Annotated in this window: 13 protein-coding genes; 5 read left to right on the top strand and 8 right to left on the bottom strand. The window is 50.1% G+C overall.

Features of this window, described 5'->3' with window-relative positions; translation table 11 throughout:
- Positions 1-20: 20 nt before the first annotated feature.
- Both CWM58_RS03960 and CWM58_RS03955 read left to right on the top strand, forming a co-directional pair.
- The gene (locus CWM58_RS03960; RefSeq protein ID WP_100680287.1) at positions 21-2,567 is read left to right on the top strand and encodes a circularly permuted type 2 ATP-grasp protein; all 2,547 of its coding nucleotides are present in this window, start codon (positions 21-23) and stop codon (positions 2,565-2,567) included.
- Positions 2,564-3,445 carry a transglutaminase family protein gene (locus tag CWM58_RS03955; protein WP_100680286.1) on the top strand — a complete coding sequence of 294 codons (882 nt, stop codon included), beginning with the start codon at positions 2,564-2,566 and terminating at the stop codon, positions 3,443-3,445. Before CWM58_RS03960 ends, CWM58_RS03955 begins: the two co-directional genes overlap by 4 nt.
- Positions 3,446-3,505: 60 nt before the next feature.
- Here the strand turns inward: CWM58_RS03955 and CWM58_RS03950 are convergent, their stop codons facing one another.
- From CWM58_RS03950 to CWM58_RS03930, 5 genes are all read right to left on the bottom strand, one after another.
- Positions 3,506-4,267: an amino acid ABC transporter ATP-binding protein gene (locus tag CWM58_RS03950; protein ID WP_061154520.1), complete on the bottom strand. Its 762-nt coding sequence runs from the start codon at positions 4,265-4,267 to the stop codon at positions 3,506-3,508.
- A gap of 8 nt (positions 4,268-4,275) precedes the next feature.
- Entirely contained in the window at positions 4,276-5,376 is a 1,101-nt protein-coding gene (locus CWM58_RS03945; RefSeq protein WP_074385793.1) for an amino acid ABC transporter permease, read from the bottom strand.
- A 15-nt stretch (positions 5,377-5,391) separates the two neighbouring features.
- Positions 5,392-6,570 (bottom strand): amino acid ABC transporter permease, encoded by a 1,179-nt coding sequence (locus CWM58_RS03940; RefSeq protein ID WP_100675557.1) that lies wholly within the window; start codon positions 6,568-6,570, stop codon positions 5,392-5,394.
- A gap of 70 nt (positions 6,571-6,640) precedes the next feature.
- Positions 6,641-7,666 carry an amino acid ABC transporter substrate-binding protein gene (locus CWM58_RS03935; protein WP_100680285.1) on the bottom strand — a complete coding sequence of 342 codons (1,026 nt, stop codon included), beginning with the start codon at positions 7,664-7,666 and terminating at the stop codon, positions 6,641-6,643.
- Between the two features lie 555 nt (positions 7,667-8,221).
- The gene (locus CWM58_RS03930; protein WP_061154524.1) at positions 8,222-9,157 is read right to left on the bottom strand and encodes a LysR family transcriptional regulator; all 936 of its coding nucleotides are present in this window, start codon (positions 9,155-9,157) and stop codon (positions 8,222-8,224) included.
- Between the two features lie 99 nt (positions 9,158-9,256).
- Here CWM58_RS03930 and CWM58_RS03925 point away from each other — a divergent pair, with 99 nt between their 5' ends.
- The 3 genes from CWM58_RS03925 to CWM58_RS03915 all read left to right on the top strand — a co-directional run bounded on the left by CWM58_RS03925 (position 9,257) and on the right by CWM58_RS03915 (position 12,299).
- A complete protein-coding gene (locus CWM58_RS03925; RefSeq protein WP_061154525.1) occupies positions 9,257-9,691 on the top strand; it encodes a DMT family transporter in 435 nt (144 codons plus the stop codon).
- Positions 9,692-9,700: 9 nt separating this feature from the next.
- A complete protein-coding gene (locus CWM58_RS03920) occupies positions 9,701-10,192 on the top strand; it encodes a DMT family transporter (protein WP_100680284.1) in 492 nt (163 codons plus the stop codon).
- A gap of 343 nt (positions 10,193-10,535) precedes the next feature.
- Positions 10,536-12,299: an EAL domain-containing protein gene (locus tag CWM58_RS03915; RefSeq protein ID WP_100680283.1), complete on the top strand. Its 1,764-nt coding sequence runs from the start codon at positions 10,536-10,538 to the stop codon at positions 12,297-12,299.
- Between the two features lie 446 nt (positions 12,300-12,745).
- On the opposite strand, the gene CWM58_RS03910 is transcribed toward CWM58_RS03915, so the two are convergent.
- From CWM58_RS03910 to CWM58_RS03900, 3 genes are all read right to left on the bottom strand, one after another.
- Positions 12,746-12,973, bottom strand: a complete 228-nt coding sequence (locus tag CWM58_RS03910; protein ID WP_012542191.1) for a DUF1737 domain-containing protein — start codon at positions 12,971-12,973, stop codon at positions 12,746-12,748.
- Between the two features lie 323 nt (positions 12,974-13,296).
- Positions 13,297-14,043, bottom strand: a complete 747-nt coding sequence (locus CWM58_RS03905; RefSeq protein ID WP_021462587.1) for an SDR family NAD(P)-dependent oxidoreductase — start codon at positions 14,041-14,043, stop codon at positions 13,297-13,299.
- A 70-nt stretch (positions 14,044-14,113) separates the two neighbouring features.
- On the bottom strand, positions 14,114-14,803 hold the full coding sequence (locus CWM58_RS03900) for a helix-turn-helix transcriptional regulator (RefSeq protein ID WP_100680282.1): 690 nt from the start codon (positions 14,801-14,803) through the stop codon (positions 14,114-14,116).
- Positions 14,804-14,891: the final 88 nt, after the last annotated feature.

Here is a 14,891-nt window from a genome sequence, read left to right as displayed (position 1 = left end):
GAGCCGGGTAATCAGAATACATGACTGCTTCTTTTTCTGAATCAATCGCGCCGGCCTGTGAGCCGGCTTCTTTCTCTGTCGAGAACGCGTCGACAGCAATTTATAACGAGGCCTGCGATCTGACGAACATCCTCCGTCCACACTGGACGGAGGTGATGAACAGCGTCAGTGAGATGGGTGTGGAAGGGATGGAAAACCGTCTTCGCCAGGCACAGCGTATTTTGCGTGATGATGGCGCCACCTATAACCTTAATGGTGATCCGCTTTCGCCAAACGTCTGGTCGCTGGATATCATTCCCACTCTGTTGGCGGAGGGGGAATGGGCAACCGTGGAACGTGGGCTGGCTCAGCGTTCGCTGCTATTCGACCTGATGCTTAAAGACCTCTATGGTGAACAGCGCCTGCTGAAAGAGGGGATCATCCCGTCAGAGATTGTCTTCTCTCACCCAGGTTTTCTGCGTCAATGCCACGGTATTCGTTTGCCTGGGGCTCACAATCTGATCTTCCATGCTGTCGATTTGGTTCGCGGTGGGAATGGACAGTTTGTGGCGATAGGCGATCGCACTCAGGCCCCGAGTGGTACTGGCTATGTTCTGGAAAACCGAATCGCTGTTTCCCGCGTACTGCCATCGTTGTTTCGTAACAGTCATGTCCGGCGACTTTCCGGTTTCTTTCATGCTCTGCGGCATACGCTGGCCAGCCTTGCCAGCCACAAAACCGATACCCCGCGGATCGTCGTCCTCACTCCCGGCGCCTACAGCAGTACCTATTTTGAGCACGCTTATCTGGCAAACTATCTCGGCTTTCAGCTGGTGCAGGGAGGCGACCTGACCGTGCGTAACGGCAGAGTATGGTTGAAATCCCTGAATGGCTTGTCGGAAGTGGATGTGATTTTGCGCCGGATGGATGATACCTACTGCGATCAGACAGAACTCCGTTCCGACTCTCGCCTGGGGGTACCAGGACTGCTTGAAGTGGTGCGCAACGGTAACGTCGTGCTGGCTAATCCCCTGGGCTCAGGGGTCCTTGAAGCTCCGGCGTTGCTGGCGTTTATCCCTGAAATGAGTCAGTTTTTGCTGGGTGAACCGCTGTTGATCCCCACGGTGAAGACCTGGTGGTGTGGCAGGGCGGAGGACCGCGACTTTGTGATCCACCACGTTGATCAACTGATCATCAAACCGTCTTATCGGAGTTTTGATAGCAAAAGTATCTATGGCCATAGTCTGGATGACGCAGGCCGCAAGCTAATTCTTCAGCAAATTACTGCTAGTCCGCACAGCTACGTGGCTCAGGCCTATATTCCGGGTTCACGTGTTCCGGTGTGGGATAATCAGCAAATTGAGTATCGCCCCACGATTTTCCGTGCTTTCACCGTTGCCGCACCGGAAGGATACTGCGTCATGCCAGGAACGTTGTCGCGGGTAGCAGAGTCTGCAGATGATTTTATTGTCAGCGACTTATCCGGCGCACGGAGTAAAGATACGTGGATACTTGGTGAAAGCTTCGATACCGCGCAGCCACTTCTGACAGACTCGATTCCCCGCGATGAGGGAAATTTGCCAAGCCGGGTGATAGAAAACCTGTTCTGGTTCGGCCGCTATGCGGAACGCGCGGAAATGAGCCTGCGCCTGATACGTATTCTGTTCAAACAGCTTAACGGCGTTGAGCAATTTATGCCTGAAAGTCGCGAAATTCTGCTGGGAGCATTATCAGCGCTCACCGGGACATTTCCTGAAAGCGACGCTGTCGGCGACCAGAATCATGAACTGTCTTCACTGGTTTGCGATGGCCAACGTGCGGGATCGATAAAATTTAATATCCTCAACATGCTGGCCTGCGGTGAGCAGGTGAAAGAGATGCTATCGGCCGATACTCGCATAATCATCAATGAATTACGTGATTATATTCGGACGGTGGAAGTCGCCTATCAAGACGGACTGCCGGAGTTGCCGGAGGAGTCGCTGGATAATCTGGTCACCTCTTTACTGGCCCTGTCCGGACTGAGTCATGAGAGCATGCTGCGGGGCATGGACTGGCGGTTCCAGGAAATTGGTCGCCGCGCTGAACGGGCGCGTCTGACCGCCATTCTGCTGAAACATACCTTAACCCGCGCCGTTCCTGGTTTGCAGCAACAGCAAATTTTAGAATCGGTACTGATGAGCGTCGAGGCGTTAATTTCCTTTCGACGACGTTACCGGGGGCAGATGAATATCATTTCCGGTCTGGATTTATTGATGCTGGATGGGACGAACCCGCGTTCATTGATTTATCAGGTTGATCGGTTGCGTAAATATCTCCTCGATTTGCCGCGCCTGGAGGGACAAACCTCCAGCCTGACATCTGATATGCGACCGGTGATGAAATCACTCACGGATATTCAACTCGCCGATCTTGATCTACTGGCACAGGTTGATGAACAAACCGGACTGCGGGGACAACTGGATACGATAATGACGCAGATAATCAGCCAGCTGGAGCAATTCACGACCTTGCTGAGCGACAAATATTTCGACCATGCCAATGGACCGCAGCAATTGATTAATACCCAGTGGAAGACCGACTTATGAAATACCGGGTACGACATCTTACAAAGTACCAGTACAATTCTCCGGTGACGTTATGCTACAACATGACGCACCTGTTGCCGCGAAATACCGCGAATCAGCACTGCCTGCAACGGCGGATCATCGTAACGCCGATGCCGGTTTATCAGAACGAAGGGTGTGATTATTTCGGTAATTTGACGTTTTATTTTTCGATCCAGGTCCCGCACGACACCCTGACCATTGAGATGGAAAGTGAGCTTGATATTGACGAAATCAACCACGCGGACCTGCTGAATAGCCACTCTCTGACCTGTGGAGAGTATCGGCAGCGATTACATGAGTCCGGTACGCCGGAGCTGCGGATGGCGAAAGAGTATTTGCTCGATTCCAGTTTAATTCGCCGTTCTCAGCAACTGGCTTCCTACGTGGCGGATATTTTTCATGATGATGCCCCGGTCATTCAGGCGGCGGCGGCATTGACCCATCGTATTTTTGAGGAGTTTACTTTCGATCCGATTGCGACCAGTGTCAGCACCCCGCCAGAGCAGGTCTTACAGGAAAAGCGGGGCGTCTGTCAGGATTTTGCCCATCTGGCGATCGCCTGCCTGCGTTCCGTCGGCTTACCCGCTCGCTATATCAGCGGCTATATTGAAACGTTACCGCCCGAGGGGCAGGAAAAATTAGTTGGGACCGATGCGTCGCATGCGTGGTTTGCCATTTTTATCCCGGATGCAGGCTGGCTGGAGTTTGATCCGACTAACGATCTCATGCCTCAGGGACAACATATTGTGACGGCGTGGGGCAGGGATTACGCCGATGTTGCCCCATTGCAGGGGGTTATTTTCGATGGCGGAGTCACGCTGGCCCTCGAAGTTGCGGTCGATGTACAGCGCGGCTGAGCACTAATATTTCCCCCTCAGCAAGAGCTGAGGGGGAAAATTGGGAGTGTCCCTGGGCGTTTAGTGTATAACCTGCGACAAAAACGTACGGGTACGTTCTGATTTTGGATGGGAGAAAAATTCCTGTGGCGGCGCCTGTTCGACAATCTCACCGCGGTCCATGAAGATCACCCGATCGGCCACCGTACGGGCAAAACCCATTTCATGCGTGACGCACAACATAGTCATACCATCTTCCGCCAGGCCAATCATTGTATCGAGCACTTCTTTGACCATCTCCGGATCAAGTGCTGAGGTAGGCTCATCGAACAACATGATTTTGGGTTTCATGCACAAAGAACGGGCGATCGCCACGCGTTGCTGTTGACCACCCGACAGCTGCCCGGGAAATTTATGCGCATGTTCCGCAATACGGACACGTTGCAGATAGTGCATTGCCAGCGCTTCCGCTTCTTTCGCCGGCATCTTCCGTACCCAGGTCGGCGCCAGGGTACAGTTCTGCAAAACGGTCAGGTGGGGGAACAGATTAAAGTGTTGAAATACCATGCCAACTTCAGTGCGTACGCGTTCTATGTTGCGGACATCATCGTTCAGATGAATGCCATCAACGACGATCCGCCCTTGCTGGTGTTCTTCCAGGTGGTTGATGCAACGAATCGTGGTCGACTTACCCGATCCTGAAGGCCCGCAAAGAACAATGCGTTCACGAGGTTTCACCTGCAGGTTAATATCTTTCAAAACGTGAAACTGACCGTACCATTTATTCACATTTTCGAGCGTAATCATCATGGCGTCAGCAGAATTAATCATAGTATGTGTCATGTAAAACCTCAGTGCGATTTGCGCCCGGTGTGAAAGCGCTTTTCCAGATACTGGCTGTAGCGCGACATGCTAAAACAGAAAATCCAATAGACGAGGGCTGCGAAAACATACCCCTCTGTCGACATACCCAGCCAGGCAGGATCTACCGTTGCCTGCTGTACGCTACTGAACAGATCGAACAATCCAATGATGATCACCAGACTGGTGTCTTTAAATAGCGCGATAATCGTGTTTACCAGCCCCGGGATGGTGAGCTTGAGCGCCTGGGGGAGAATAACCAGAACCTGCGTTTTCCAGTAGCCCAGCGCCAGCGATTCCGCCGCTTCATACTGTCCTTTGGGAAGCGCCTGTAGCCCCCCACGCACGACTTCGGCAATGTAGGCCGACTGGAACAGAATCACCCCGACCAGAGCGCGCACCAGCTTATCGATAGTGCTCCCTTCGGCCATAAACAGCGGCAGCATCACCGATGACATAAACAGCACGGTAATCAGCGGCACGCCTCGCCAGAATTCAATAAAGATGACCGACAAGGTACGAACCACCGGCATCGTTGACCGCCGTCCCAGCGCCAGTAAAATCCCCAATGGCAACGCGCCGGCAATCCCGACAGAGGCGATAATTAATGTCAGCGTCAGCCCCCCCCACTGGCGGGTTTCAACACGTTCGAGGCCGAAAAACCCCCCGTACATCAGGAACCAGACCATAAGAGGATAGATCACGGCCCAACAGGCGATATAACGGCCCCGGCGCGGCATCGACTTGATAAACATCGGGATAATCGACAGCACGCCGATTATCAGAGCGAGATTAATGCGCCAGCGCAGTTCATGCGGATACAGCCCATACATAAACTGGCCAAAGCGTGCATGGATGAACACCCAGCAGGCGCCTTCTTTGGTACAGTCGGCACGGGTGGTGCCCATCCAGTTAGCCTGAAATACCAGCCAGTTTAGCGCTGGCGGTATAATGTTGCAGATAATCCACAGGCACAACAGTGTCAGCAGCGTATTGAACCCGCTGGAGAACAGATTTTTACGTGCCCAGCGCCAGGCTTTACGCACCGGGCTGGTGGGGACTGGCGGTGTTTCATGTGTGGTAGCAAACATAGTCATTCCGTTCTCTTAACGCTCAACCAGCGCAATTTTGCGGTTGTAGAGGTTCATCAGCAGCGAAATCATCAGACTGATAAGCAGGTACACTGCCATGGTGATGGCAATCGTCTCGATAGCCTGACCTGTCTGATTCAGTACCGTACCGGCAAACAGCGAGACCATATCCGGGTAGCCGATCGCAGCCGCCAGTGAGGAGTTTTTTACAATGTTGAGGTACTGACTGGTCAGCGGGGGAATGATGACCCGCATCGCCTGCGGGATAATCACCTGCCGCATCGTTACGGGATTCGGCAAACCCAGTGAACGGGCCGCTTCATTCTGTCCATGTGGAACAGACTGGATACCGGAGCGGATGACTTCGGCAATAAATGAAGAGGTGTAGATCGACAGCGCCAACGTCAACGACGCCAGCTCCGGTATCATGACGAATCCGCCACGGAAGTTAAACCCGCGTAGCTGTGGGATATCCCAGTGAGTGGCGGCGCCAAACAGAATATGGGCAATCAGCGGGAAGAGAACGATCATTGCCGCCGCAATCGGCCATGTTCGCCGTAACTGGCCGGTTTTCAACTGATGTTGACGGTTGTAATGCCGTAAACCGACGCTACCAGCGATCGCCAAAACCAGCGCAATAACGAACGGCCAGCTGCCAGGTGCGTAGGTAGGCCAGGGGATGTAGAGACCGCGGTTGCTGACAAATGCCAGGTCGAATGCGCTCAATGCTTCTCGCGGACCAGGTAAATTACGCAGCACGGCGAAGTACCAGAAGAAAATTTGCAACAATGGCGGAATATTACGGAATGTTTCGATGTAGATGGTCGATAGCCTTCGCAGCAACCAGTTATCCGATAGCCGTGCGAGGCCGATGAAGAACCCAAGAACAGAAGCGAACACAATGCACAGCGCGGAAACCAGCAGGGTGTTGGTTAACCCCACGAGAAAGACGCGAGCATAGGTATCGCCTTCCGTATAATCAATCAGATGCTGGACGATACCGAAACCGGCGCTTCGCTCAAGAAAACCAAAACCGGAGGTAATACCGCGATTGGCAAGGTTGATCACCGTGTTGTGGATCAGATATCCCACAATAGCAAGCACGGCTATGATGGCGGCCATCTGGTAAAGCCAGGCGCGAACCGTGGGGTTACCGAACGAAAAATCCCTTTTCACGGTTGGGCGTTGAGACATGTTGAAACCTCATTAAAAAAAGCGCATCGGCTACCCCCCGCGAGGGGCGGTAGCCGTCTGGAAGGCAGAATTAACGTACCGGCGGTGCGTACTGGATGCCGCCCTGGTTCCAGAGCGCATTCTGTCCACGCGCGATTTTCAGAGCACTATCTTTACCGACGTTGCGGTCAAAACTTTCCTGGTAGTTACCCACCTGTTTAATAATGTTGAACGCCCACTTGTTGTCGAGCTTCAGATCTTTGCCAAAGTCACCTTCAGCCCCCAGGAGGTGAGCAATGTCAGGGTTAGACGGTTTTGCCGCCATCTGCTCAACGTTTTTCGACGTGATCCCCATCTCTTCTGCGTTCAGCATGGCGTACAGAGACCATTTAACGATGGTGAACCAGTCGTCATCTCCACGGCGAACCACTGGACCCAGCGGCTCTTTTGAAATCACTTCCGGCAGAACAACAAATTCATCCGGTTTGCCCAGTTTAATACGCAGCGCATACAGTTGAGACTGGTCGGAAGCCAGCGTATCGCAACGACCGCTGTCGAGGGCTTTCGCGGACTCGTCAGAGCGATCAAAGGTCACTGGTGTGTATTGCATTTTGTTGGCTTTGAAGTAATCAGCCACGTTCAGTTCAGTATCCGTACCGGCCTGAATACATACGGTGGCGCCATCCAATTCTTTAGCGCTTTTAAGACCCGCTTTTTTATGGGTCAGGAAGCCAATGCCGTCATAGTAGTTAACCCCCGCGAACAAGAACCCCATCCCGCCATCGCGCGAAGAAGTCCAGGTTGTATTACGCGACAGAATATCCACTTCACCTGATTGCAGGGCGGTAAAACGCTCTTTGGCCGTCAGCGGGGTATATTTGACCTTGCTGGCATCGCCAAATACTGCCGCTGCCGAAGCACGGCAGATATCGACATCAATACCGGTGAATTTGCCGCTCGCATCTGCATAAGAGAAGCCCGGTAAACCATCACTGATACCGCACTGAACAAACCCTTTTTTCTTAATTGCATCCAGCGTGGTACCCGCATGCGCTTGCTGCGCGACAGCGAACAGAGAAGCCGCGGCGACCAGAGTGGAGAACATTATTTTTTTCATAAATCATCCTGTGTGGATAAGTCGTGGTGTTATGTGGTTGTGTTGGGCACTGTACCGTGCATTTTTCATGTGGCGGTCTGCCATTTTGGCTTAAGCAAATTTGATGCCATGCCTTCATGTCACTGAATTTACAGGAAGATTTGCGCATAATCTGAATCTGCAAGTAAGATACAATCACTCTTGAGCACTAAAAGGAGACAATGTGAATCCTCGTGAGCAAAAACAGTGCAAAAGTTTCACGAAAGAAAGCAGCGTGAGCCGAAAAAGGGACCCGTAGATGGCAATGGAATTTAATGACGAAGCGGCTTACGGGCATAGAAAGTGGATTCTTAAGGGGGGAAAGGGGAGACGTTGGGCAATATCGTTGACAGTAGAGGAAAATTTGCAGGCAAAATCGAACTATTTTACCTGCAACTATTGTTTCTCTCTGGAAGCTAAATGTTTCATCACTTATTGCTGATTTGCCATTGATACAGCCATACCAGGTTTAAGGCCTAACTAACTTCTGTCATAAGCAGGATGCAAAATTCAAGACGAGCAATAAAGTTGCAGAACTTATTGAGACTGCCAGTAAAGCGGTGAACCGAACGCGTCCAGGTAGTAATCGATAATCGCCCGAACGTTCAGCGGAGGGTGGCGGGCATTCGGATAGATTGCCGCGATGTGCTGTGGCTCCGTTTTTATGGACCTATCCAGTTCCGGCAGCAGTCCGACAAGCTCGCCGCTCTTCAGCCGGTCTCCAATTAGCCAGTCAGGAAACAGCACAATCCCCATCCCCCCAAGTGCGGCAATCAGCAGGGTTTCAGCATTATTCGATGACATCAGGGGCGAGACGGGATAGTGCACCCATTCCTCTCCGCGCCTGCGCAGCAGCCATTGGTTTGGTCCTGACGAACCGCGATAGACCAGGCATTTATGCCGCGCGAGCTCTTCGGGTGATCCCAGCATGCCGTGCCGGCGGATGTAATCCGGTGACGCGGCAAGATGATAGAACTGCTGACCAAACACGCGCGCATGAAAGGCGGAATCCGTCAGCACGCCAATCCGGAAAATCACGTCAGCCGGCTCCCGGTGCGGATCGATGTAATCATCCGTCAGCGTAAGCTCAATACTGAGCTTCGGATATCGCTCCGTCAGGCCGGGTAACGCGGGTGCAACATGGCGTTGTCCAAAGAATACCGGTGCGTTTATGCGGACCATTCCGGAAGGCTCAAGCATTCTCTCGTTGAGCTCCCGCCGCGCCTCCTCCATGCTGCCCGTCATCGCTCGCGCATAGCGGATAAAAAGATGGCCGCTTTCCGTCGGGATTATCGCCCGGGTATTGCGGTAAAAAAGCTGCTGCCCGAGCACATCCTCCATCTGATGGATGACGCGCGAAACCTGAGAGGCAGATATCCCTTCCCGCCGTGCCACCACCGAGAAATTCTGCGTTTCATAAACGTCTATAAAAATCAGCAGGGCGCGAATACTGATGTTCCCAAGCTCATTCATTAATGCATATCCTGCACAGGTGTTTATCTCATTATGGCATTTTTCACATCCATGTTAAGTCGTAATCTTCTCCGCCTGGACTACTGGAGATTGATTGCTATGCAACTAATGTTGATTTTTATCGTCATTGCCGGAGGCATGGGACTGTCCATAGAGGCAGGATTGCTCGGGCCACTGGGTGGGGAGGTCGGGGACCTCTGGGCTACCTTCAGCATATTTGGGGTGGGCGCGGCGCTGACCTTCCTGCTGATGCTTTTTTTCAGCCCGCGTAACAGCCCGTCATTCTTTGCGCAACCAGCGTGGCAGCTACTTGGCGGCGTGCTTGGGCCGATTTACGTCATCATACTGACCGTGGTAACGCCGGCAATCGGCATCGCCATGACTATGATTGGCATCCTGGCAGGCCAGGTGTTCAAGAGCCTGATTATTGATCACTTCGGCCTGCTCGGTACGTCGCACAGGAAAATTGACAGTAAACGTATTATTGCGCTGATTTTCATCATTGCAGCGCTGGTTATGGTTGCACAGGGGTAAATTAACTTTATGACTATTATTATGATTCTTCTTGCCGTCGCCGGTGGCGCCATGCTGAGTATCCAGGCGGCTATCAATAGTCAACTGGGCAGCAAGGTCGGGGTATTCAAAAGCGCGTTCCTGACATTTTCTGTCGGCGCACTGGTGACGGGGCTGCTGATCTTTTTCTTCGAACCCAAACACACCCTGACGTTGATGGACGTACCTAAATGGCAACTGCTGGGCGCAATGTTTGGCGTACCGTATATCGTCATTATGGTACTGGCCGTCCAGCGTATTGGCGCGGCAGTTGCTACGGTAGCTGTCATTTTTGGCCAGTTAACCATGAGCATGTTGATCGATAACTTCGGCTGGCTGGGCAATGCGTCGATTCCATTCTCGATGAGCCGTCTCGGCGCCATTGTCTGCCTGGGTATCGCGCTGTTCTTCATTTACTCCAGCAGCAGGTCAAAAGCCGCAACGGCGAAAACCCCCAAGCAGCAGGAAAACGCTAACACATAAGCCCAGGCAGTTCAGATGTTACACTGCAATGCCAAAGCTAAGTTCAGATGTCCGGGGCGGGCAACACTCAAATTTCCGCACCTCGCTCATGGCTGATCTTTGGCTCAGTTAGCTTGTCTGCTCTGTGCCAGGAGCGGACATTACTGACACAAACACAACCAGCAAATGGATTACCGGGCAGCCGGGGGCGACATTTCCGGGAGACAATCAACTGGAAACATTTTAATGTGACAGTTTATGCAGGTCACAGCGTATATATTACCATATGCCATTGGAAGAATGATGCATGCTACCTTTGAGTGTGGAATAACCAGAAGCCTATTGCGCCGGAGGATGTCTTGCCATGTTGACCGATCTCAGCAGAGATGAAAGTAAAAGACTTGCGGTAATCGACTTGTTGAAAAATCCTGACAAGGGCCGGGATGATGCGTTAAAAAAATATACTCATCTAATATGCCAATTGCTGAACATGCCGATGGGCTTTGTTTCTGTTCTCGATGAAGAAAAGCAATACATCAAATCAGCCCAAAATGTTGCCGTCACGGAAATCAGCCTGAGCGAGGCATTTTGCGTACAGACCCAGGAACAGAGTAAGACATTCATTTGTCATGACACTCATCTGCACCCTACCTTTCGTGACTATCACGCGGTGAAAGAGGCTCCATTCATTCGCTTTTATGCAGGCTGCCCACTTAAAACCCAGGATGGAGTATCCATAGGTACCTTGTGTATCCTCGATACTCAGCCCAGGGAACTTTCAGACGAGCAGCTCGATCTTTTTGAAAAGATTGCAGAACTTATATCGGATTTTCTGGCCTCGTGGCACTCCGTCGGCTACCTCGATATAGTCACGCTATTACCAAACCGGCAGCGACTGCTGAAGGATATAGAGGTTTCAACTGAAGGCGCATTCAGGCTCGTCATTATTGATTGTATTGATATGCCATTAGCCTACGAAATGGCTCGATCACTCGGTATGACTGCCGTAGAAAATCTACTTCGTAATATGGTCGCAGAGCTGCAGGTACGCCTGCCTTTAGAAGGGCCGCTCTACGCCGTTGCAGTTGGACGATTTGCCTTTTTTACCCATAAGGAAAAAACTCGGACATTAGAAGATATCTCTCAAAGCCTTCAGGGGATCCAGGCCAGGCTTACCCCTGAAGTTCCCCTTGATCTGGATATTCACATGGGTGACTCCGGGCTTTGCGATAAATCTCTGACATCGAATGAAATACTGCGCCGTGCAGTCAGCGCATTGCATGAAGGGATTAGTCAGGGGCGCCGGTTTACAGTTTATGATGACGCACTGGATAGCAGTAAGAAGACTGATTTCAGCCTTCTTACTGAAGTTAGACAAGCGCTACAAGAAAACCAGGGCTTATATCTGGTTTATCAGCCGAAAATCTCACTGGTGACAGGGCGTGTGACGGGAGCCGAAGCTTTGCTTAGATGGCAACATCCTAAAAACGGCGAAGTGTTGCCGGGTGTGTTTATTCCTCTGGTCGAAAAGACCAGCCTGATGCGTGAACTCACAGCATGGGTTATCGATCACACTATTGTGCAACTGAGTGCCTGGCAAAGCCGTGGACTTTCTTTACCTGTGTCGATTAATCTGGCTGCCAGTGATTTTTCAAGACCAGATTTCTGCGATGATCTGGAACAGAAAATGCTGGACGCGCGTCTGGATCCCGCCCTGCTGGGGGTGGAGTGTCTGGAAACCGAGAAGATGCTGGAAAGTCCCGCTGCACTTATCGGCCTGGACATGCTCAAACAACGCGGATTTAAAATATCTCTGGATGATTTTGGTTCCGGATACAGCAACATTAATTACCTGCGACAAATCCCGATGGACATCATCAAGCTTGACCGCTCTATTGTGAGTAAGGTTGCTGACGACAATGCCAGCCGCATCATTGTTCGCAACGTTATCACACTCCTCAAGCAGCTCGACTATATCGTTCTGGCCGAAGGAGTCGAGGATGCCAGGACCGTTGATATTTTAAGAAGGCTGGGCTGCGATGAAGTTCAGGGCTATTTTTTTGCCAAACCGATGACCCCTGATGCTTTTGAAACCTGGTATCACGGCAGAGACGAAGCCTTAAAGTGAACGAGTATTAAGTAAAAACGTATGCTCGCCTGCCCGAAATATATAAACGGAAGGGGGCTGGTCACCCTGACCTGCTCTTCATTAATTATCAGCGGCCGATTTTAGTTCTGCATCCTGGTAATCATTACAAACTCTCACTTACGCTTCTCGCTCTAAGCGGTCTTAGAGACTGTCATGGGCATATTACCAGGCGTAGAAACCCTGCGAAGGTAGGGTTATCCCGCCTTTGCTGTTGAGAAAGGTAGTTTAATTTGCACCCGACATCACTCTCATTGATTAAAGCACGGGGTGGAGATTACTGCGGTCCACAGTTCTGACAAACAGTGAAAGAGAAGGCCTGCGTAAAGAAAAAAGGTGTCGCGATGCGTGATGCAATTACCTTATGACAGACCTTGCGGTGATTTACAGCACCGGGCAGATTCCGGACGCTGCGAGCCCACTCATTCCTACGAAGCCTGATTCTGCTGTACCTCAGGCCATATGATAGCCTGCGCAACAATCACATCCTGCCCATTAAACGTCGCGGCGGGGGAGCCATACAGTTGATAACCAAGCGCCAGTGCTTCTGAAACCCGATGACAAAATTTAGCGTCATCCTTACCTGTCAGGAGACGATAACGAGGAAGACCATCCGGAGGTTCATGGCCCTTATTTTTTATTTCTGGATTGCTCATGGTAGTGCTCCTCTTCAATTTTAGCCTTTTTGGCTCTCGTTATTCTTATCTTCACAAAACCATAAAAAATCATAATGATCAATCTGGACCATGCGTCCAGGGGAGTACTCCCGGGCCCTGGACGTCCCATGAGTGCCAGAAGAGGACGTTGTTAATGGCATGATGTATGAACAAATGGAGTGCCGATCATCAATCCCAATATTAACCCATACTTAAAATATTTTCATCACAGGCCTGATAATGGAAGCGTTAACTATACACCCCAGCTAGCCTACGACTTTGGCGAGGCAATTCTTAAAGTTTAAAAGGGCTTTAGGGAAATTTTACTCAGCTAAATAACCGCCATCGATTGGATAAACTCCTCCGGTACAGAATGCTGAATTATCTGACAGTAAAAACAGTATGAAGTCTGCTACTTCTTGCATTTTTGCCATCCTTTTCATAGGGTGGCTATTTGCGAAACTACGTACGATATTTTCTGGGAACTCACTCATTCGTGGGGTTTGGACATAGCCCGGAGCTACTGCATTGATTCGAATGCCTTCACATGCAAACTCTAGCGCTGCGGTTTGGGTTAAACCGATTATGCCATGTTTAGCCACGGTGTAAGGTGCTAACCCAGGAATGCCAACCAGTCCATTTACTGCAGATAAATTAACTATAGAGCCACCAGATTTCATCATCTGAGGTATTTCATATTTTAGGCAGTAAAAAACACCGCTCAATGAAGTTGCAATAACCTTATCCCAGTTTTCAATTGTCTGCTCAGTTATATTTATACCATGTTCACCTGTTAAGCCTGCATTATTTACTGCATAATCAAGTCTGCCGAAATGTTTGATAACATCATCTATCATTTGCCGTACTTGTTCAGGCTGTGACACATCACATCCGATCCCCACGGCTTGTTGTCCCTGTGAAGATAATTGTTTCGCTTTTTGTTTAGCCTGTTCTGACGAACGGGATACAATAACGACCTTAGATCCATGCTTATGTAATTGGTCTGCGACTGCCTCACCTATACCTGTAGTGCTTCCTGTTATGACAGCAACTTTATTCTTGAAATTCATAACCCCCCCTATGAAGTAGAATTGAGTCTTTCAGCTGGGTTAGTATACAAATTAGCTGTGACAGTTTTTGTCAGTACTCTTTCTCCTCGCAGATCCCTTCTTTAAGCCTCCATTTTTTCAATAAAACTTCTCTGCTTTCACTATATGTAGAATCCAGTTGCACAATATCTTGAATTCTGTCCGTTCTAAAATGACGAAAATCATTTCTCATTTCACACCATGCAACCAAAAGCCAGCATGACTCCATGTATACCAATCCGATTGGCCATATGATTCGAGAAGAGTAACAATCCTTCTTATCACAATACTTTAGTTTTATTCTCATGCGCTTTTGAATAGCATTGCGAACACCTTCAAAATATATCTCATTATTTTCTGAAGGACCGATCAGATAGGATTGACTCTCAATAAGGTTTTTTAATTCATCAGGAATGACGGCGTGTATTTTGGCAAGTGCACTCTTTGCGGTAATTTTGAAATCACGGTCAGTATTATGAGATACCCAATTTAACCCAAGTGTAATGGCATTGATTTCTTCATGAGAAAGGTTTAAGGGTGGCAAATGAAAGTCAGACTTAACGATGTAACCAATTCCAGCACCACCTTCAATGCTTACTCCTTGATACTGCAGCGTTTTTATATCTCTGTAAAGGGATCGCACACTTATTCCCAGTCTTTCTGAGAGGGTGGATGCAGTGATCGGATATCTTTGTGCCCTTAATATCTGTAGTAGTTCGAGAAGTCTTTCTGTTCTAGTCATGTTGATAAATCCATCTTGATCTTGTGACGATTTCTTAAATCATCTATTAGATAAGCATTTTAGTACAGAGCGAGTGTACCGGACTAAG

This window comes from Klebsiella sp. H-Nf2 (assembly GCF_002806645.1).
GTDB lineage: Bacteria > Pseudomonadota > Gammaproteobacteria > Enterobacterales > Enterobacteriaceae > Klebsiella > Klebsiella variicola.
The sequence above is the reverse complement of the archived record's forward strand: the minus strand, read 5'-3'. Positions and strand labels throughout refer to the sequence as shown.

Coding starts and splice junctions, on each gene's coding strand:
- CWM58_RS03945 (WP_074385793.1), bottom strand. CDS start 5,376: ATGTTTGCTACCACACATGAAACACCGCCAGTCCCCACCAGCCCGGTG.
- CWM58_RS03920 (WP_100680284.1), top strand. CDS start 9,701: ATGACTATTATTATGATTCTTCTTGCCGTCGCCGGTGGCGCCATGCTG.
- CWM58_RS03950 (WP_061154520.1), bottom strand. CDS start 4,267: ATGACACATACTATGATTAATTCTGCTGACGCCATGATGATTACGCTC.
- CWM58_RS03905 (WP_021462587.1), bottom strand. CDS start 14,043: ATGAATTTCAAGAATAAAGTTGCTGTCATAACAGGAAGCACTACAGGT.
- CWM58_RS03960 (WP_100680287.1), top strand. CDS start 21: ATGACTGCTTCTTTTTCTGAATCAATCGCGCCGGCCTGTGAGCCGGCT.
- CWM58_RS03915 (WP_100680283.1), top strand. CDS start 10,536: ATGTTGACCGATCTCAGCAGAGATGAAAGTAAAAGACTTGCGGTAATC.
- CWM58_RS03925 (WP_061154525.1), top strand. CDS start 9,257: ATGCAACTAATGTTGATTTTTATCGTCATTGCCGGAGGCATGGGACTG.
- CWM58_RS03955 (WP_100680286.1), top strand. CDS start 2,564: ATGAAATACCGGGTACGACATCTTACAAAGTACCAGTACAATTCTCCG.
- CWM58_RS03935 (WP_100680285.1), bottom strand. CDS start 7,666: ATGAAAAAAATAATGTTCTCCACTCTGGTCGCCGCGGCTTCTCTGTTC.
- CWM58_RS03930 (WP_061154524.1), bottom strand. CDS start 9,157: ATGAATGAGCTTGGGAACATCAGTATTCGCGCCCTGCTGATTTTTATA.
- CWM58_RS03900 (WP_100680282.1), bottom strand. CDS start 14,803: ATGACTAGAACAGAAAGACTTCTCGAACTACTACAGATATTAAGGGCA.
- CWM58_RS03910 (WP_012542191.1), bottom strand. CDS start 12,973: ATGAGCAATCCAGAAATAAAAAATAAGGGCCATGAACCTCCGGATGGT.
- CWM58_RS03940 (WP_100675557.1), bottom strand. CDS start 6,570: ATGTCTCAACGCCCAACCGTGAAAAGGGATTTTTCGTTCGGTAACCCC.